Raw genomic sequence first — 18,690 nt, 5'->3', positions numbered from 1 at the left:
TTTGTCACTCACGACCCCCTCCGGAACCGGGAACTTCACAGCTGCGAGCCGATCACGCCATGTTCGGCTTATCTCTCAAAAGAACCGGGTGGATTCATGCGGTTCTCGCAACATGGTCCTTTTAGGACGGTAGGAGGGTGAGTCGTTCGGCCGGGGTCACCCGGTCGGCGGCCTGAGCGGAGAGTGCGATCCCGGCCGAAGCGAGACCGCGTGTTCTGAAACCAGGTCAGCCAGAACAGGGACGAGACGCTAGCCTCACTTCCGTGAACCGGTTCGCCGCCGAGTTGCGCCGCCTGCGCCGGGCCAACGACCTCTCGCTGTCCGCGCTGTCGACGTTGACGCACTACAGCAAAAGCTATCTGAGCAACGTCGAGAACGAGCGCAAGCCGCCGTCCGCCGACCTGGCGCGCAGGCTTGACGAGGTGCTCGGCGCCCGGGGGACCCTGCTCGAGCTGGCGGATGTCGCGTCCGAGTCGGCCTGCCCCTATCGCGGGCTGGTCGCGTTCGAGCCGGAGCACGCGCGCTGGTTCTTCGGCCGCGAGCGGCTCACCGCCGAACTCGTCGCGAGGCTGGCGAGTTCGCCGGACGGCATGCCGCTCGCGGTCTTCGGCGCGTCCGGCGCAGGGAAGTCGTCGCTGTTGAAGGCGGGGCTGGTGCCCTCGATCGCGCGAGGTGCGCTGCCCGCCGCCGGTTCGGCGAGCTGGCCGGTACTGCTGCTCACCCCGACCGCGCGGCCTGCGCAGGCGCTGGCCCAAGGCGTCGCCAAAACGCTCGGCGCGTCCGAAGCGGACCTGCGTGAGGCGATCGACCAAGGCACGTTCGGCCAAGCACTGCGGGTGGCGCTCGGCACCGGCGGGACCCGGCTGGTGCTGGTCGTCGACCAGTTCGAGGAGATCTTCACGCTCTGCGAGTCCGAAACCGAACGCGAGTCGGTCATCAAGGCACTGTGCGGCGCGGACACGCCGACCGTGCTGGGTGTCCGCGCCGACTTCTACCCGCATTGCCTGGCGTACCCCGAATTGCTGGCGATCGTCACGCGCAATCAGTTCGCCGTCGGCGCGATGACTCGCGAAGAAGTCGTCGACACGATCACCCGTCCGGCTGAAAAGGCCAAACTCACCGTCGAACCGGGCCTGGTCGAACTGCTGCTGCGAGACCTCGGCATCACCGAAGCGGGTTATGAGCCGGGTGCGTTGCCGCTGCTGTCCCACGCGCTGCTCACCACCTGGCAGCAACGCGACGGGGACCGGCTGACCGTCGCGGGCTACGAACTGACCGGTGGCATCAACCGAGCCGTCGCGGAAACCGCCGAGCGCGTCTATACGCAGCTCGACGAAACGGCGAGAGAAGTCGCCCGGCGACTGCTGCTCCGCCTGGTCCGGGTAGGCGACGAAGGCTGGGACACCCGCCGCCGCGCCGACCGCGAGTCACTGCTCGAACAGGACGCCGCGCTGGTCGCGATGGAGGCGTTCGCGGCGGCCAGGCTGCTCGTGCTCGACCGCACGACGGTGGAGATCACCCACGAGGCGTTGCTGCGGGCCTGGCCCCGGCTGCGTGGCTGGCTCGACGCCGACCGGGCGGGATTGCGCGTGCGCCAGCGGCTCACCGAGGCCGCCGAGACGTGGGACCAGCACGAACGCGCGACCTCACTCGCTTACCGGGGCACCGTGCTGGCGGGCGCGCGGAGCTGGGCGAGCGCGCACCGCGACGAGGTCACCGCCCTGGAGCGCGACTTCCTGGCAGCGAGTGAGCGTGAAGAGCACAAGGGTGTCCGCAGGCTGCGCCGATTGGTCGTCGCGCTTTCGGTCTTCGTCGTGCTGACCACGATCGCCGGTGGTGTCGCCATCGTCCAGCGGCAGCAGGCGTTGACCGAGCGGGACCAGGCGACGTCACGTCAGGCGGGAGAGCGCGCCGCCGCGCTGCTGGCCACCGATCCGTCGTTGGCCGGGCAGCTGGCGCTGGCCGCGTACCGGATCGCCGACACCGCCGCCGCACGCGGCGCGCTGCTGAGCACGTTCGCCGATCCGTACCCGACCCGGCTGCACGGCGGCGGCGACCAGCTCGACACACTCGCCCTGCGGGCGGACGGGAACCTGCTGGTCACCGGCGGGGGCGACGGCCTGATCCAGCTGTGGGACGGCGAACACGCCGAGCCGACCTCGACCCTGCCGAACGCCGGACGGGTCGCCGGCCTGGCGATCAGTCCCGACGGCCGCTTGCTGGCGACGGCCGCGTCCGGCGGCGTCTCGCTCTGGGACGTCGCCGACCCAGCCCGTCCTGAACGGCTCGCGCCGCTGCAACCGGGCGCGCGGGCCGTCCGGTTCAGCCCCGACGGGAAGACGCTGGTCACCGCCGCGACCGCGGAGCAGCCGACCAGGCTTTGGAACGTGAGCGATCCCCGGCACCCGGCCGAGTCGACCGCGCTGCGCGGGCACGACGGCGAGGTCAACACGGTCGAGTTCAGCCAGACGGCGCCCTTGCTCGTCACCGGCGGCGAGGACGGGCAGGTCATCGCCTGGGACACGCGTGACTCGCGGCCGCAGGTGATCGCGAAGCTCGGCAGCCCGGTCAGCGGGCTCACGCTCAGCCGTGACGGGCGGACGCTCGCGCTGGCCGACGAAACGCATTCGCTCTGGCTCTGCGCGGTCGACGGAACACAGATCGGCGCCCCTGCTTCCTTCCCCGGCCCCGACGCGCTGGTCCGGGGTATGGCGTTCACCCGCGACGGCACCAGGCTCGCGGTCGGCGCGAACGACGGCGTCATCCGGTTCATGGATGTCGCTTCACGCCGAGAACTCTCCCGCCTGACGCAGCCGAACCGGGTGCGCGCGCTCGCGTTCAGCGAGGACGACAGCGTGCTCGCCACCGCGAGCAGCGCGGGCCGCTCGTACCTGTGGCACCTCCCGGTGTCGAACCGCGCAGGGCACGACAGTCCACTTCAGACTGTTTCCCTCGACGCGGGCTCCGGCCTCGTCGCCACCACGGCCCGGCAGGACGCGCGCGTGCTGCTCTGGCGGACGGACTGGTCGGGGCTGGCGCCGATGTCGACGCTGTCCGGTCACGCCGAAGACGTCGAGCGTACGGTGTTCGGCCCGGGCGCCCGGCTGCTCGCCACCTCCTCTCGAGACCGGACCGTCCGGCTCTGGGATCTCGCCGACCCGACGCGCCCCGTGGCGCTCGGCGTGCTTCGCGGCTTCGTGGACACGGCCACCGCCGTGGCCTGGTCGCCGGACGGCCGCACACTCGCCACCGGTGACGACAACGGCGACCTCATGCTGTGGGATGTCACCGATCCACGCTCACCCGTCAAGCTGGCCACCCTCACCGACAATTTCCGCGACGTCAACGCGGTGGCCTTCAGCGCCGACGGCAAGCAGCTGGCTTCGGGGAACAGTGACCGGACCGTCCGGCTGTGGGACTTGGCCGACCGCGCCAAGCCGCGGCAGGTGGCGAAGCTGTCCGGATTCACCGAAGCCGTCATGGGCGTCGCGTTCAGCTCGGACGCGGGCAGGCTCGCCGCCGCGAGCCTCGATCACACCGCGCGGCTGTGGAACCTGGCCGACCGCTCGGAACCGGCCACGATCGCCGGGCACGCCGGGCCGCTGGGGTACGTCGCCTTCAGCCCGGACGATCGCACTCTGGTGACGACCAGCACCGACCGCGACACCCGGCTCTGGGATGTCACAGACCCACGTCACCCGGCGCTCACCGCCACCCTCCAGAGCCCGCGCGCGGCCGTGACCAACCTCGTCTTCCTTCCGGACGGCAGGCGGATCGCGGCCGAGACCGGCGAGCACGTCATCCGGTTCTGGAACACCGACATCGAGGTCGCGGCGCGGCGGATCTGCGAGCTGTCCGGCACCCCGATCACACGCCAGGAGTGGGCCGAGCAGTTCGGCGACTACGCGTACTCCCCGCCGTGCGCCTGACGATTCCCGCTGGTCACAACGTGTATCCCGAAATCCGGGCGGCAAGGGATACGGCATACCCCTGCCCGTGCGCGCGCCCGGCCGCGAAGCTCGGTCCAGAGCCGAGGAACGGGGTGGGAACATGGCGACGACCGTCGTGGTGGCCGACGACCGTCAGCACGCCAGAGCAGCCTTGCGCGAGGCGCTCTCCGGTGAGATCAGGGTTCTCGCCGAAGTGACGAGCGGGCCGGACGCGGCGAGGGAGACAGCCCGCTTGCGTCCGGACGTCTTGCTCATCAACGCCAGGCTGGGTTCGCTGCCTGGAGTCGCGGGCACGTCGGTACTCGTGTTCACCGAGGTCGGCAACGACGTCTCGGTGCTGAGGGCGATGCGCTCCGGCGCGCTGGGCTATCTGCTGGAAACCGCGCCGCCTTCGCAAATCGTGCGCGCCGTCCACTCCGTCGCCGCCGGAGCCGCCTACTTCGACGCCAAGATCGCGGACTACGTCACCGCGGCGCTCGGCGACCCGGACTCGGTGCGGAACCCGCTCCCGCAGCTCACCGGCAGGCAGCACGAGGTGCTGGAGCTGCTCGCCGCCGGCCTGCCCAACCCGGCGATCGCGCGGCAGCTCGGAATCAGCTCGAAGACCGTGCGCAACCACGTGTCGGTCATCTTGACCAAGCTCGGCGTCAAGGACCGTTCGCTCGCCGCGGACCTGGCCCGCAAAGCCCTCTGCCTCACGGACGTACCGTGAACCCGCAGGCCTGGACCCGGTCGCCGTCGCTGGCGACCACCGACGCGGCGAGGCTCGTCGCGGTCTGCTGCTCGGTGCGGAACCGATAGCTTCGGGCGAGAAGAACTTCGGCGGTACCGGGTGCCTGCACCCAGACCGAGTACCGCTGACCGGGAACATCGACCTCGACTCGCACGCGATAGGTCACACCAGCGGCATAGCGGACCGATGAGGCCGGGTAGCCGGATCCGTCGCGGGCGTCGATGGTGCCGTTTGCCCCGAACCGGACGATGGCTGCCAGCCCGCTCCACCGGGTGGTCGCCGCCGGTGCCAGCCCGACCGCGCCGTCGGCCGTCGCCGTCTGCGGGGTCACCTCCCAGCTTGCGCCGAACGTGCCCGAGCGAGCAGGGAAAGGCTTCGACACGAACACGCCACCGCCCGGCGAAGCCTGGCAGTTCTCGTTCGTGGTGAAGCCGAGCACACCGGCCTGGGTCGTGCGCGGTCCGGTTCCCGGCGTGACCTCGACGATCACGCCGTCCGCGTCGGCCCTGGTCGTGACCGCGAAGGAGGTGTCCGGCGCCAGTCCGGTGATGACGTTGCGCGTGGTCCCCGCCGGGAGGCGGTACCGGATCGGGGTGGTGGGCGTATCCCCGATCGGGTTCAGCACGGCGGAAGTGCCATCGGGCGAGGCGAGTAAGGCGCCCTGTACGGCGCCCTCGAGCACGGACACCCGGCTCGCCTGCGCGGTGCCGCCCGCGTCGACAACCGTGAGCCACTGGTTGCTCGCGGCGGCGGCCGACGGCTTCACGTCGATGCGCGAGACGTCGCTGCCCCCGAAAACGGTGGGCGTGACCTGCTCCTGATGCCCGGCGGGCAGCACCGTGCTGACCGAGCCGCCACCCGCGATGTCGTAGCGGCTGACACCGGGCGCAGGGTCGGCGACGCGGGTCGGCGCACCGGCGAAGTGGAACCGCATCCACTGGCCCACCGCGGGATCGGCCGTCGCCGTGCGGTCGTGGACGACGAACAGGTTCGGCCGCAGATAAACGACTTCGCGTGTCCATGACGAGATGGCCGGCGCGGCGGAGCCCCTCGGGTACATGTCTTCCAGCCGGCTCGCCCGCATGAACACGTAGTCCTGCGCGGCGTCGAAGGCGCTCAGCCGCGTGCGGGCGCCGTCGGCACGCGTCTTCGTGCCTTGACCGGTCGGCGTCGGTGAGGCCGTGTAGAACACGTTGTAGAGACCTCTGGTCGACGCGGAGCCGAAATTGTCGTTGTAGACGAAGTCGTCGGGCGCCGCACTGCCACGGAAGAGCTGACCGGTGGCGTTGACCAGGAACGGCTGGTTTCCCCGCGCGACCGCCAGGCTGCCCGAGTCGAACAGCTCCTCCGAAGAGTCCGGATTGTTGGTGTAGGGCCCGGCTTTGAGTGAACCCATCGTCGCGTTCGTGTCCCATGACGAACGGACCGAAGCCATCTCCATGCCACGCGCGTACGAGGCGAGCGGTCCGGTCCGGTAGTCGGCCTCCGGCGCGTTCGGGTCCCAGAACAGGAACTCGCTCCACAATCCGTCGGGTGACGTGCCGGGGTTGGCCGCACGCACCTCACGAGCGAACCGGTGGAACGCGGGCGCCTGCGGATCACCCCAGACCGGCAGCATCCCGGCCAGCTGCGTGATGACCGGAACCGGCGCGGCGGCGGGCTCCGGCCGCACGCGCATGGTGCCCCGGTCGTCGACACGCCGCAGGCTCGGCCAGACGTTGTTCAGGTACCAGGTCGCCGCACCGGAGGCGAACTCGAACGGCGCGGAGCCGTGCACCAGATCGATCCCCTTGGCGGTCTTGGCCGCCACCACCGGCAGCAGCATGTTGAACGTCGCGAGTGGACCGTACTGCTGCCCCTCGGGCCAGCCCCCGCCCGCCAGGTTCGCCGTGTAGTACGGCTGAACGAACCGCTCATGCACCCGGCCGGTGAAATCCGCCCACTGCGCGGGCGCACGCGGATCATCACCCTCGGTCGCCAGCGCGGCCAACGCTTTCGTGGCGTAGTAACCGGCGAAGTAGTTGCCCTGCGGATGATTGCGGCCGAACCCGCCACTCTCGAAGGCGTCGATCCAGCGATCGAGCGCGGTGTACACCCTCGTGCGCTCACTCGGTGACATGGCTTCGTAGAGCCAATCGAAACCGAGCGCCATCCCGACACCGAAGAACCGGATGCCGTAGCCGGCGTTCCGCAGCGGATCCGGCGCGTGCGGATCCCCGGCGGGCGCGCTCATGTGCACGAGGACGTCGACCCCTTTGGCGCCATACGCCTGCGCTCGCGCCGGATCAGCCGTCTGCGCGACGCGATAGCACAGGCCGATGTTCGCGATGGCCGCGAAGTACCCGTCGCCCTGATAGCCCTCGCCGATCCCGTTGTCGCCGGGATAGTCGTTGCCATCAGGCCATTCCACCGGCCCGTAGCCGTCACATTTCTGGCGCACCGCGAGCCAGGCGGGATCGTTCGCCTGCGCCCGCTGCCTCAGCTGGCCGAGCTTCACCGCGTCGAGCAGCAGGCGTGGATGCGCGGCGACCTCGGCATACGCGACCGGGACCACTCCCATGGCCAGCAGCAGTGAAACCGCGAGCGCGGCCCAGCAACGTCTCATCATCACGCCTCACAGGTCGATCGACAGGCCACATGACGATTTCGCGGCGGCTCCGCGGCGCCAAGGTCCAGAAGTCCAGCCGAACGGGCAGGCGTTCGCTGCCTCGGGCGCCGCCCGTAGAGGCGCGACTTGGGCTGACCAAGACCGTCATCGTGCGCGTGCCCATTTTTCGCCGATGACGGGATGGAACCTTGATCGGCGGACGACTCAACGCCGTCACGCGGTGCGCGCGGCCGCAGGTGCGCGTCGTCTCGGGGTTCCCCGCCGTGGACGCGTGGATGGCCGTCGAGATCGGCTGAGCGTGCGGCGCCGTAGGCCGGGGTTGACATGCTAGTTGTTTCAGTCGAGACTGAAACAACTAGCAATGAGTCCCATGGAGAGGTTGGGGAGATGGTCCTGCGACCCGAGCGGGTGATGTTCAACAGCCTTGGTACCCGGTGTGCCGGTGACCTGTACCTGCCGGAGGTGGAGACCCCGGTTCCTGGCTTGGTGCTGGGGCACAGCGGGGTGATGGTCAAGGAGGCGCTGGCCGTGTTCGCGCCGTATTTCGTACGTGCCGGTTTCGCGGTGCTGGCCATCGACTACCGCACGGTCGGCTCCAGTGAGGGGGAGCCTCGGGGACAGGACCACCCCCAGCGGCAGGTCGAGGACTTCCGCAGCGCGATCTCCTGCCTGCAGAGCCGACCGGAGGTGGACGCCGCACGGGTCGGGCTGTGGGGAGTCAGCGTCGGCGGCTCGGTCGCGGTGCAGGCCGCGGTGCTCGACCGGCGCGTGAAGTGTGTCGTGGTGCAGAGCCCCAGCGTGTGGAACGGGTGGCGGTACCTGGAACGCCTGCTCGGCCGCGCCGGTGTGCACGCGCTGCGCGACCGGCTGGACGACGACTGGCAGCGCCGCTACGAGGGCGGGGACAGCGCCCGGGTCCCGCACCTGAGCCTGGACGGGGAGACCGTGCGAGACACGCCGGACCTGGCCGCGGAGATGTTCCCCAGCTACCGCAACGAGAAAACACTCGACTCCACCGAGCACCTGCTCACCTTCGCCCCGGAAGACCTGATCCAGCGGCTGGCGCCCACCCCGCTGCTGATGGTCGCCAACGGGGGGGGGGACCCGTACCACATGCTCGAGGAGGCACAGAGCGCGTTCGCCAAGGCCGGCGAGCCGAAACGGCTCGAGGTGCTGCCCTACGACGTCCTCGGCCTCTACACCGGTCCGGGCCTCGACGAGGCGATGGCGCTGGCCGTGGACTGGTTCGATCGCTACCTGCGCAAGACCCGGCTCGCCACCGTCACCCCGACGCCCACCCACGAGTCGGTGGCCGCCATGACACAGTGACGGCCCGACAAAGTCAGCCGAGGAGGAGCGCTGTGTCCAGTCAGGACAACCAGGACGAGATGCTGCGGTGGGTCGAGCGGGTGGCCACGTTCTGTGTGGAGGAATGGGCGCTCCCGCCGATCACCGGGCGCATCCTCGGCCTGCTGATGATCTGCGAGCCGCCCGAGCGCTCCGCCGGCCAGATCGCCGAGACGATCCAGGCCAGCCGCGCCTCACTGACCTCGAACATGCGATTCCTCACCGCCATCGGGCTTATCCGCAAGGTTCGCGTGCCGGGTGACCGCACCGCGTACTACCGCATCGAAGACGACGCTTGGCACAAGGTGATCCAACGCAAGCTCGACAGCCTCGCCGCGTTCGGCGACATCGCCGAACAAGGCCTCGCCCTCGCCGGCGGCGAAGGGGCCCGCGTCGAACGCATCCGCACCGCCCAGCGGTCCCTGACCTGGCTGCGCGACATCGCCGCCCGCAATCCCCTGAAAACCTGAAGGACACATCCGTCATGCAACGCCAGCGCCTCACCCTGGACCCGATCCAGGAGACCGCCCTGCTGACCCTTTACGCCAGGGCCCTGGACAGCAAACTGCCCCACCCGATCCTCGGCGACACCCGCTCCGCCGACCTCACCGAGAAAATCGACTACGACTTCGCCAAACTCAAAGTCAAACCCAGCCTCATCTGCGGCACCGCGCTTCGTGCGAAGAAACTGGACCAGGCGGTCGTCAACTTCCTCGCCGGGCATCCCGACGCCATCGTGCTCGACCTGGGCTGCGGGCTCGACACACGGGTGTTCCGCTGCGACCCACCCACGGGCGTCGACTGGTACGACATCGACTTCCCCGAGATCATCAGCCTGCGCCCCCGGTTCCTTCCGGAACGGTCCCGGCTCCTCGGCGCCGACCTCACCACACTCGGCTGGCTCGATGCGCTGCCCAGGGACCGGCCCGCCATGATCGTCGCCGAAGGCCTGCTGCCCTTCATGCCCGGCGACACCTTCCAGCAGATGACGCGCGCATTGACCACACACTTCCCCGCCGGCGAACTCGCTCTCAACGGCTACACCCGCTTCGCCGCATGGGCAATGAAATACCACCCGACCATCAAAACCCTCGGCATCACCGCCGCCCAAGGCTTCGACAACCCACACGAACCCGAAACCTGGGGCGCCGCCCTCGCCCTGACCGACGAGCAACTCCTCACCCGCGCCCCGGAAGTCGCCTACTTCCCCCAACCCCTCCGCGCACTCACCCGCCTCATGAGCCTGAACACAGGCCTGTCCCGTCAAGGAACCCGCACACTCCGCTACCGATTCTGATCAACCAACGGCACCCGGCCAACACCATCAGCACACCCTGCCCGCCCTCTCATACCGCTGAGTGGTCGTTCAGAAACGCGGCTGCGGCCCAACGAACCGCACAGTAACCCGTTCCATTTCTGCGCTGGTGTTCGTTGGTCCCAAGACTGGCGACATGGTGGTCCCTCGGCCTTGGCATCGACAGATCGAAACCACTCCAGCCGACGGCCGGGCCCCCCACGGGCCTAGGCGACCTCTGCCGGGCCACGGAACGTGACCGGGCGCGTGGCCGGATAACCCCTACTATTTGAGGGGTAAGCCAAATGTGGCGCGTCCCGGTGCGGGTCCGGACTGGCTGACGGAAGCCGGGCCGTGACCACGGGTGTCCACAAGGGACACCTTCCCGGCGATCAATGTCCGACTTGGGCAGTTTGCCCGACCCCGCACAGGACCGCACAGATCGACATCAATCGGACACCGAGTCGCTGGAAACTGTCCTTTATGGACAGTCAGGAGGCGCGCCCCGCCTCCTCGGGGAACCCCTCGCCAACCTCACGGTAGTGAAGGCCTCCTTCACTACCGTGAGGGCAGACAAGGGGGACCTTCACGGCGGCGACCCGATCGCGCCACGTTTGCCTTACCCCTCTATAACCGGCCGCCGGCGGGGAGTTCAAACTGATCCGAACGAAAGGCCGTTCATCACCAAGATGCTCGGCGCGGGGTCGATCGCCGAAGCCGACGTCCGGGAGTCCGCCCACACCGAACCAGTGGACACCACCAACCCAGAGGATCCGCGCGACGTCGCGCTCACCGCCCAGCGGTCCCGTTGCCCGGGGCCGCGAAGAGTACGGACGTTCGCCACAGCGCCTTGGTACGAATGGATCAACGTCGGCGTCCACAAAGGCGGCTGCGTTTGGTCAGTAGGGGATAAGGGCATCACGGTCTTGCCGTAATTCGTTCTATGTGGGGAGTCGATCGGTGGCGTCGTACAACGTGAAACCCTCTAAACCTGTCGCTGTTTTCGGGGCGGTGGGCGGGATGGCGATGCTGGTGTTCGTTCTGGTCAGCGGAATCGGCCGCGGCAATGGCTTTGTCTGGTTGTGGGCGGTTCTCTGCGTCGGGGTGGTGGGTTTCAACCTGTGGGCGGCGTTCAGCAAACGAGGCGCCACCGAGGTGGTCGAAGGCCGTCCCGCGGGCAAGCCGTGAATTGACGGGCTGAAGAGTCGTCCGCGGTGTGACCTTGGTTTCAGCCGCGCGTTGTCGGGTGCCTCGGGCCAGCTCCGCCGTTCGTAGCGCGGTCAAGTCCGATGTGGATAGATGGCTGGCATCCCTGGCACCGAAGCATGTCCCGTGGTCAGTCCCTTGCACGCCAAGGCCATGATCCGGGCTGTTCGAGGGCGGCTCCGGGGCGGTGTGGATGTCGTGATCCGCACCGTCCCGGAAACCACCCGCGCGACGCGTCAGTCGAGATCGTCCTGGATCCAGTCCAAGACGGAGGTGTGTGCCGGTCGCCAGCCGAGTCCGGCGGAGGCGCGGCCTCGGATCCGGCTGTTGGAGGCGAGAACGTACAGGGTGAGTTCTTCTCCCCAGTGGGCGACGGCGTCGTCGATGTCCCACGCCTCGGCGGGGCCGAGGCCGTACTTCCGGGCGATCCCGGCGGCGATGTCGCGGAACGACGCTTCGCCGTTTTCGGCGAAGTAGAACGACCCGGACGGACACTCCTGGGAGCTGCTGGCCTACAACGCACACGCCCTGGGCGACGACACGAGCGCCGGCCAGGATTGACGCCGCGGGACGTCTGGACCACGCCCGCCCTCTGGCACGGCTGAGCGTCACCGGCCGGTCTTCTCCTCCAGAGAACGGCGTCGAGCCGTCACGTCGTCGGGGTCGTCGCCGAGGACCAGTAGTTGCAAGGTGCTTTGCCTGAATGGGTTGTCCGTACGGCCGGTGTCATGACCGGCCACGATGAGCAGGCCACCGGCGGCTAATGCCGGGCGTATCTCGGCGAGCAGGTCGGTGAGTGCGCCGGCGACGGTCAGCTTCACGGACTCGGCGGGGCGGTCGAGGGCGTCGGGGCGGACGGACTGCATCGCCAGCAACGGGATCGACCCACTGGTGATCCGGAAGTTCAGGTCGAGCACGACCTGCTGACCGTCCTGGGTTTGGGCGCAGTCGAGGCTGCACAGGCCGCGGTAACCGACATCGGCCGCGCGCTGGGTGATCGCCAGGCATTCGGCGAGCAGTTCGACGGGAGGAGCGGTGACCGCGCCGAATCTGCCGCCGGTATAGACCCCGGTCGTGTCGACGCGTTGTTCGGTCACGGCCAGCAGACGGGCCCGCGCGTCCGTGCCCACGTAGAACTGCAGGCCCCAGTTACGCAGGATCTGCAGGTACTCCTCGACGACGAACTCGGTGAGCACGTCGGTGAACGCCGGCAGCATGATCTGCTCGTCGGCCCGGTGCAGGTAGACGTCGAGGCTGCCGCCGTGCGCGTCGTTGGTCGCGGCCTTGAGCACCCACGACTTCTCCGCCGGTGCCGCCTCCGCGAGTTGCCCGCGGGTCACGACGCTGCGGTGCGCTTGAAAACGCGGATCGACCAACGTGGTGATGCTGGCCTTGTTGTTCAAGTAGCCGACGAGTTGCGCGCTTTTGAGCGCGCGTTCGTCCGGGCAGAGCGTGGTCGGCTGAGGGTACTCCATCGACAACAGCAGGCCGTCGGACATCGCTTCGGTCACGCGGGCGGCGAATTCTCCTTCGCTTCGGAACTCGCGCAGGTCTGTGCCGACCGGCAGGCCGCTGTCACGCAGGTGCGCCAGCAAATCCGGGTCCGTGCCACCGGCGCTGCAGATCACCGGCGTGTCGGCCGCGACCGCGATCGGTCGCGCGGAGACCACGTCACGGCTGTGGCGGTGCCTGTTCACTGGTTCGGTGGCGGCCAGTTCGGGGCGCGCGCAGACGGCGATGCCGGGACCGTATACATCGGTGAGAGAACGAGGAGCGCTGACGGTGTGCGGCAGAACGACTGGAACAGTGATGGAGGGTCTCCTGTGGAGTGAGTTGGGCCTGCCGGAACCGGCTTTGGCAGGTGAGGAGAGCCGAGGAGGGACGACAGCGTCGGCCAATCGACTGCGGCGACCACCGGCAGCGGGGAGCCTTGCCCCGGACCGGCGTCGTCAACAGTGTCACGCCTGCTGCCTGGTCACCATGCTACGTCTTGACCTTGGTGTATGGGTAGGCACGCAGGGTGGCCACGTCGGTACGGGATCTCGGCATGAGCGTGCGGTGGTACGACCCGACCTAGTCCATGCGAGTGACAGATGCTGGCCATCTGTCACATCGCGCAATGATCTTTGCTAGCGTCCGGGAACCGACTTGAGGAGACTGGACGATGGCAGGAGATCTCGGGCGACGGGCGGCCTTCGGGATGGCGGCGACCGCCGGCGGCGCGTTACTGGCAGGCGGCACCGCGGCCGCGACGGAGTCCACTGTGGACTCCACGGTGGAAGGCAAGCACCAGGTGAGCCCGTCGTTCACCGTGGTGGACAAGCGAGGACGGCAGCGGTTCCTGCTCGACAGTCGTAAGCCGCCGCTGATCATCGACGGCCAGACCTACCCGCCCGAGCGGCGCTCCGGACCGGAGAACGGGTCCTATCTGATCTTCAACGACGAGACCGGTGACGAAAAGGGCGGCCTGCTCGTCCATCCCAGCGGCGGCCATATCGCCTTCGACTATCCGCACGCGGTGGACGGGATCAATCTCAGCCTGTCCGCGAAGGACGGCGTAGGTGGTGCGGGCCTGACCATCAACGGCATTCCGGATCCCGATGCGGGGCCCGGTGTCCGTGCCACGCCGCGCGCGGCCTTTGGCTGCCACACCAACTTCGGCGCGCAGCTGGTGTTGTGCGATTCCCAAGGGCGGCCGCGAATCGTGCTCCAGGTCGACGAGAACGACCGGCCGACCATCAAGATCCTGGACGGGGACGGCAAAACGGTCAACGAACTGGCCTAGCGCCTCTCAGGTCAGGGGCTGGCCGCCGGTGATGCCCAGCATCTCGCCGCTGACATAGCTGGAATCCTGCGAAGCGAAGAACACGTAGGCGGGTGCTAGTTCGGCGGGCTGGCCGGCCCGGCCCATGGGCACCTGCTCACCGAAGGATTCGACCTGTTCCTTCGGCATGGTTGCCGGGATCAGCGGCGTCCAGATAGGACCCGGCGCGACCGCGTTCACCCGGATGCCCTTGTCGGCCAGATCCTGTGCGAGCCCCTTGGTGAAGTTCGCGATCCCCGCCTTGGTCGTGGCGTAGTCGAGCAACTCCGGTGACGGCTGCGAGGCCTGGATGGAGGACGTGTTGATGATGGCCGACCCTCGCGGCATATGCGGCACGGCGGCCTTGCAGAGCCAGAACATCGCGTAGAGATTGGTCTTCAGTACGCGGTCGAACTGCTCGGTGGAGATTCCGAGCAGGCCTTCTTGGCTGCTCATCTGGTAAGCGGCATTGTTCACCAGCACGTCGATGCCGCCGAGGGTGGACACCGCCGTGTCGATGATGTGCCCACAGTGACGCTCGTCGCGAATGTCACCGGGTACGAGTTCGACGCGCCTGCCGGCTTCGCGCACCAGTTCGGCGGTGCGTTCGGCGTCGTCCTGTTCTTCCTCCAAATAGGACAGCACGAGATCGGCGCCCTCCCGGGCGAAAGCGATCGCCACGGCCCGTCCGATACCGGAGTCACCGCCGGTGATCACGGCCTTGCGGTCCAGCAGTCGCCCGCTGCCGCGATAGGACTCCTCACCGTGGTCGGGTGGAGGATCCATGGTTTCGCCCGAGCCGGGGTGTCGCTGCTGTTGCCCCGATTGCTCTTCCGGGCTCGGATGCCGCTCCGCGGTTTCCTGGCTGTGCTGGTCTTCCGTCATGTTCGCCTCCTGAACCGGGGACGAGGGTTCGAAGTCACCGCCTTGATACCACCGGTCCGCCACGACAAAACCCGCCGAGGGCTGAATTACGCTCACCCACCCGGGTTCGTATGTTCGAACTGGTCGGTCTCGGGCATCAGCCCGAAATGGTCGGCCTGCGGTGCAGGAAGCCGGTCAACTGTTCGCCGCCGTGTCATCGAAGTACTCGATGCTGCATCCGTCCAGTCGCTGTGCGGCGTCTGATGCGTGGGCTGTGCAGAGCGAGCCGGTCGCGCCGTCGCGATCGGTGGCGATCGCCGCGGCCGGTTCCGTGCAGGGGGTGTGCAGCCGGTCGTAGTCCCACGTGTTGCCGCAACCGGTGGTGGTGCACCAGGCCCGGTCGCCGAGCGAGTGCAAGGTGACGCCGTGGACAGGACAGATGCCCCAGGGGACGTCGCATAGATGGGGATCGCGGGAGACCCGGACGCGGGTCAGGTACTCGGCGGCCCGGGCGATCTCGCCGGTGTAGCCGGCCAGATCGTCGGTGGCTTCGTTCATCGGCTGGGCGAGGCGTTGCAAGTGGCTGTCGTCCGCGGCCTCGAGGCGGGCGGCCACTTCCGCGGTCCGCTCGGCGAGAGCTTCGGCGTCGGCGGCTAGGGCCCGAAGTTCGGCTGGGACGGGTTCCGGCGTCGGCTCAGGCATGGTGGTCCTCGTTGGTGCGGTGGACTGGAAGTGTTACGCGTAAGCACGTGGCCCCGGTCCGGCCGAAGCGCGGACCGGGGCCCTCGGTACGAACGACATGAGGCTCAGAACCAGTGGGCGCGGCCGCCTACCTTGCGTCCCGTGCCGCCGAGGATCGCGAGAACCACGCCCACGACGGCGAGAACGGCGCCGATGGTGGTCAGTACGGGAATGTCGACGATAAAGCCGATCACGAGAATGATGACTCCGAGCACGATCATGGTGACTCACTTTCCTGGTGCGGCAGGAGGGATCCGCCGCCGCGATGGGGACAGGGCTCGTATTGCCCACACTGGAGTCACGTCAAACACCGCCGCGCGCCGCGTCTCAGGGTTTCGGGGCGGTCATTCGTGGGTAGGGCGTTGAGTTGTCGTGACGCGCCGTCGTCGGTACGTGTGTGCGTCACCTCAGCGCTGTCAGCGCCATGAGAGTGCGTTGCGGGTGGTCGCCGGTGCTGTGAGGGGGCGGTAACCTGCACGCTACCGATGGGGAGGGTGGTCGCCGGCATGGTCGTCATGGACAACCTGACCCTGCAAGGCGCGTTACGCGTCCTCGATCCGGATCTTCGCCACGCGCCAGGGCTCGTCGATCGGACCGGTGACGGCAAATGGGACTACGAGCTGAACCAGGACCTGCGCTGTTGCGTGGATCTGGCGTGTCTGGGTCAGCTGGTGCAGAACATCGTGCTCTTCGACGAGATCGGCACCGGCCGCGGGCTGCTGCGGTCGTGGTATCCGCAGCCGCGGCAGGCGATGCGGTTCCGGCGCCGGCCGCTCTGGCCGGACACCACGCTGGTGGAACCCCTGAGCCTTCCGCCGGAGTTCGACGGTCTGGACACGGTGCTGTCCGTGGTCGAGGACGGCGACTGGTTGGACTCCGTGGCGGTGTCCGCCGTCTTGGCACGAGACTGCGTGGACAGTGAACTGTTCGCCGGCTACATCGCCCGGCTGGCACAGGAAGGAGCGCTCGGCACGTTCCTGGACATCACCAGCGCGTACTTCGAAACCGGCTACTCCGATAGCGGGATCTTCCCCGACCTGGGCGAAACGATGGAATTCCTTCACCTGCTGTACCTGATCCGGGACGAACGCGATGCCGCCGGGCCGATCCCGCCCACCACGGCCGGCGAGCAAGATGTCGAAGTGCTGGAGGAGCGCGTCCGCGCGCTGAGGGAGAGGGCCCGTGTCCTGGAGGCGACGACCACCGCCGCCGAGAGGTTCATCGCGGCCGAGGAATGGGCCCGGCAACGGCAGGACAGGACGAAGGCGGGGGCCGAGGAGTTCTTCGGCATCCCGGTGGCGGGCTCGAACCTGGTGGAGAAGAAGTTCGCCGAAGGGGATGTGCTCCGTACTGTCTGCGCCACCCTCTACTACCAGCGCTTCGCCGACTCGATGGCCGCCTCGTACATGCCGCACCCGTTGCGTGCCCCGTTCGCAGTGCTTCAGGAGGCGGTCGAGAACCGTCGTGCCGGGGTCAGCGAAGCTGAGGTGGTGGCGACCCTCGAGTATCTGCGGGCGTGCCGGGCCCGTGAGATCAATCGGGTCGTCGCCGATCGCGGTGCTTCGGCGGGACTGTATGTCGACGTCGAACTGCCGTTCGTCCTGGCGGCTGTCCTTCACGAAGCCGACTCCTCCACGAACGTCATCGAAGCGGCGCTGAGTCTTCGTGAGACCAGGAAGGCGAAGAACCTGCGCTCGTGGTTCACCGACCTGCACCTCCGGGTAGCGCAAGGAGACATCGCGTTGGGGGAGCTGGAAAGCAAGTTGGAGGATCTGCGCGACGCTGTCCGGAAATGGCAGCCAACCGGTCCTGAGTTCCAGGTGACGGCAGGGCTCAACCTCGGGTTCGCGTCCGTGCAAGCGAGTGCCAAGAAACAAACCTTGTCACGGCTGCCGAGACCACCGAGGCGCTTGCGGTTCCTTCAAGACCTCAACCGGATCGGCGAGGCCACCCCGCGGCTCGCACCGGTGCTGGCTCGCGTCTTCGGAGAGGACATGGCACGTTCCTGGACCACCGGCCAGGCAGTCTTCTCCCGTGCGACAGGCGTCGCCAAGGAGTTTCCGTTACTCGACTTGCGCACGCCGAAGTAAGGATTGCCGTTATGGGCCTGCCACTCCACGACTTGAGGTGCCGGGTTCCCCGGGTGTGAGGACCGTGCGATGGCGGCGGGGCCGGGCTGAGCGGGACGGATGTGAAGGGATCATCACACGTGGGCAGGCGCAGGAACCGGGACTACGAGCGACACTTCCGTCACGTTGCCGGTGTGGTGGTGGGCCGTGTGCTGGACGAGGACACGCAGTCGATTCTGCGGATGCTGCCCGGGCAGCCGTTCGTCTCCGCGACCGCGTTCGCCGCTTCGATGAGCGGGAGAGATCACTCCTCGGAGATGAACGCCTTCGTCGAGAAGACCTTCGATGCCTGGCTCTACTTCGACAACCACGGACCCCGCCAGGTTGGATTCCGGGTACCTCAAAGCGTGCTGCCGGAGACGACTGCCGCCGGTTACGCCGTGGGAGATGGCCTTGAGGGGCTCGCTGTGGAGCGCGCAGGGAGTGACCTGCTGCTCCGGTTCCGGTATTACGCCGAGGACGACGAGGGATTCAACATGGGGGAGGAAGGTGACGGGTGGCTGCATCGCATCCTTCCTGTCCGTGAGGAGCTGCTCGCGGGCCACCTCGACACACTGGAACTGGCTGGCCTCCTCGGGGAGTACGGGGACCGGATGGACGGAGACCTGCCCGCCGAGTACGGCCTGTCGAAGGCGGGCCGGGCGTTGGCCGCCTACCTGCTCATCGACCCGGCGATCCTGGAACGCTGGTCTTCCGAACGAGGTGGGATGCGCTCGGTCGAGTCCTTCCGGGACTGGATCGCCGGCCGCGGTGATCTCATCCCGGTGGCGCGCTGGGAGTTCGCCGCCGCCGATCCGGCCAAGTCGTTCCAGATCCGGCTGGGCCGCTTGCCCGAGAACTGTGAATACGGACGCTGGTACGTGACCGCTACGGAGGCCCGTGGTGAACCCTTGGCCTTCGCTACCGAGGACGAGGCCCGACGCGGCTATCACGACGAGGCCCTCCGGCTGCAACGCCTCAACGATCCAGGCCGGTGGCGCGAACTGGACCCGAACTGAGCCCGGTGATCGCCGAT

15 protein-coding genes are annotated in these 18,690 nt (G+C 68.1%); 10 read left to right on the top strand and 5 right to left on the bottom strand.

Features of this window, described 5'->3' with window-relative positions; all coding sequences use genetic code 11:
* Positions 1-263 precede the first annotated feature (263 nt).
* Entirely contained in the window at positions 264-3,929 is a 3,666-nt protein-coding gene (locus tag SD37_RS26855) for an nSTAND1 domain-containing NTPase (RefSeq protein WP_065912994.1), read from the top strand.
* 121 nt (positions 3,930-4,050) lie between these two features.
* A complete protein-coding gene (locus SD37_RS26850; RefSeq protein ID WP_044849909.1) occupies positions 4,051-4,662 on the top strand; it encodes a LuxR C-terminal-related transcriptional regulator in 612 nt (203 codons plus the stop codon).
* Here the strand turns inward: SD37_RS26850 and SD37_RS26845 are convergent.
* Positions 4,646-7,291 carry a hypothetical protein gene (locus SD37_RS26845; protein WP_052674812.1) on the bottom strand — a complete coding sequence of 882 codons (2,646 nt, stop codon included), beginning with the start codon at positions 7,289-7,291 and terminating at the stop codon, positions 4,646-4,648. The genes SD37_RS26850 and SD37_RS26845 overlap by 17 nt on opposite strands.
* Before the next feature lie 387 nt (positions 7,292-7,678).
* Here SD37_RS26845 and SD37_RS26840 point away from each other — a divergent pair, with 387 nt between their 5' ends.
* The 5 genes from SD37_RS26840 to SD37_RS44125 all read left to right on the top strand — a co-directional run bounded on the left by SD37_RS26840 (position 7,679) and on the right by SD37_RS44125 (position 11,615).
* Positions 7,679-8,620, top strand: coding sequence for an alpha/beta hydrolase (locus SD37_RS26840; RefSeq protein ID WP_065912993.1), 942 nt, complete (start codon positions 7,679-7,681; stop codon positions 8,618-8,620).
* Between the two features lie 32 nt (positions 8,621-8,652).
* Positions 8,653-9,108 (top strand): GbsR/MarR family transcriptional regulator, encoded by a 456-nt coding sequence (locus SD37_RS26835; protein ID WP_044849907.1) that lies wholly within the window; start codon positions 8,653-8,655, stop codon positions 9,106-9,108.
* Between the two features lie 14 nt (positions 9,109-9,122).
* Entirely contained in the window at positions 9,123-9,935 is an 813-nt protein-coding gene (locus tag SD37_RS26830; RefSeq protein WP_044849906.1) for a class I SAM-dependent methyltransferase, read from the top strand.
* Between the two features lie 957 nt (positions 9,936-10,892).
* Entirely contained in the window at positions 10,893-11,120 is a 228-nt protein-coding gene (locus SD37_RS42815; protein ID WP_145926740.1) for a hypothetical protein, read from the top strand.
* 366 nt (positions 11,121-11,486) lie between these two features.
* A complete protein-coding gene (locus SD37_RS44125; RefSeq protein WP_256376516.1) occupies positions 11,487-11,615 on the top strand; it encodes a hypothetical protein in 129 nt (42 codons plus the stop codon).
* Positions 11,616-11,746: 131 nt separating this feature from the next.
* Here the strand turns inward: SD37_RS44125 and SD37_RS26820 are convergent, their stop codons facing one another.
* Complete coding sequence (locus SD37_RS26820; protein ID WP_044849904.1) at positions 11,747-12,808, bottom strand: ATP-grasp domain-containing protein; 1,062 nt, start codon at positions 12,806-12,808, stop codon at positions 11,747-11,749.
* Between the two features lie 494 nt (positions 12,809-13,302).
* On the opposite strand from SD37_RS26820, the gene SD37_RS26815 reads away from it, so the two are divergent.
* On the top strand, positions 13,303-13,923 hold the full coding sequence (locus SD37_RS26815; protein ID WP_145926739.1) for a hypothetical protein: 621 nt from the start codon (positions 13,303-13,305) through the stop codon (positions 13,921-13,923).
* Positions 13,924-13,929: 6 nt separating this feature from the next.
* Here SD37_RS26815 and SD37_RS26810 read toward each other — a convergent pair whose 3' ends face one another.
* From SD37_RS26810 to SD37_RS42805, 3 genes are all read right to left on the bottom strand, one after another.
* Positions 13,930-14,826, bottom strand: a complete 897-nt coding sequence (locus SD37_RS26810; RefSeq protein ID WP_044850147.1) for an SDR family oxidoreductase — start codon at positions 14,824-14,826, stop codon at positions 13,930-13,932.
* A 174-nt stretch (positions 14,827-15,000) separates the two neighbouring features.
* Positions 15,001-15,507 (bottom strand): hypothetical protein, encoded by a 507-nt coding sequence (locus SD37_RS26805; protein ID WP_044849902.1) that lies wholly within the window; start codon positions 15,505-15,507, stop codon positions 15,001-15,003.
* 104 nt (positions 15,508-15,611) lie between these two features.
* Positions 15,612-15,767 carry a hypothetical protein gene (locus SD37_RS42805; protein ID WP_145926738.1) on the bottom strand — a complete coding sequence of 52 codons (156 nt, stop codon included), beginning with the start codon at positions 15,765-15,767 and terminating at the stop codon, positions 15,612-15,614.
* 264 nt (positions 15,768-16,031) lie between these two features.
* Here SD37_RS42805 and SD37_RS26800 point away from each other — a divergent pair, with 264 nt between their 5' ends.
* Together SD37_RS26800 and SD37_RS26795 are read left to right on the top strand one after the other, a co-directional pair.
* Positions 16,032-17,636 carry a hypothetical protein gene (locus SD37_RS26800; RefSeq protein WP_145926737.1) on the top strand — a complete coding sequence of 535 codons (1,605 nt, stop codon included), beginning with the start codon at positions 16,032-16,034 and terminating at the stop codon, positions 17,634-17,636.
* A 173-nt stretch (positions 17,637-17,809) separates the two neighbouring features.
* A complete protein-coding gene (locus tag SD37_RS26795; RefSeq protein WP_044849900.1) occupies positions 17,810-18,673 on the top strand; it encodes a hypothetical protein in 864 nt (287 codons plus the stop codon).
* Positions 18,674-18,690 lie beyond the last annotated feature (17 nt).

The organism is Amycolatopsis orientalis, from assembly GCF_000943515.2.
Classification (GTDB): domain Bacteria; phylum Actinomycetota; class Actinomycetes; order Mycobacteriales; family Pseudonocardiaceae; genus Amycolatopsis; species Amycolatopsis orientalis.
This window is presented reverse-complemented; position numbering and strand designations above follow the sequence as displayed.

What these genes read in the sequence shown, in the direction of transcription:
- SD37_RS26850 (WP_044849909.1), top strand. Translation starts at nt 4,051, where the DNA reads ATGGCGACGACCGTCGTGGTGGCCGACGACCGTCAGCACGCCAGAGCA.
- SD37_RS26845 (WP_052674812.1), bottom strand. Translation starts at nt 7,291, where the DNA reads ATGATGAGACGTTGCTGGGCCGCGCTCGCGGTTTCACTGCTGCTGGCC.
- SD37_RS26840 (WP_065912993.1), top strand. Translation starts at nt 7,679, where the DNA reads ATGGTCCTGCGACCCGAGCGGGTGATGTTCAACAGCCTTGGTACCCGG.
- SD37_RS26830 (WP_044849906.1), top strand. Translation starts at nt 9,123, where the DNA reads ATGCAACGCCAGCGCCTCACCCTGGACCCGATCCAGGAGACCGCCCTG.
- SD37_RS26815 (WP_145926739.1), top strand. Translation starts at nt 13,303, where the DNA reads ATGGCAGGAGATCTCGGGCGACGGGCGGCCTTCGGGATGGCGGCGACC.
- SD37_RS26810 (WP_044850147.1), bottom strand. Translation starts at nt 14,826, where the DNA reads ATGACGGAAGACCAGCACAGCCAGGAAACCGCGGAGCGGCATCCGAGC.
- SD37_RS26805 (WP_044849902.1), bottom strand. Translation starts at nt 15,507, where the DNA reads ATGCCTGAGCCGACGCCGGAACCCGTCCCAGCCGAACTTCGGGCCCTA.
- SD37_RS42805 (WP_145926738.1), bottom strand. Translation starts at nt 15,767, where the DNA reads ATGATCGTGCTCGGAGTCATCATTCTCGTGATCGGCTTTATCGTCGAC.
- SD37_RS26800 (WP_145926737.1), top strand. Translation starts at nt 16,032, where the DNA reads ATGGGGAGGGTGGTCGCCGGCATGGTCGTCATGGACAACCTGACCCTG.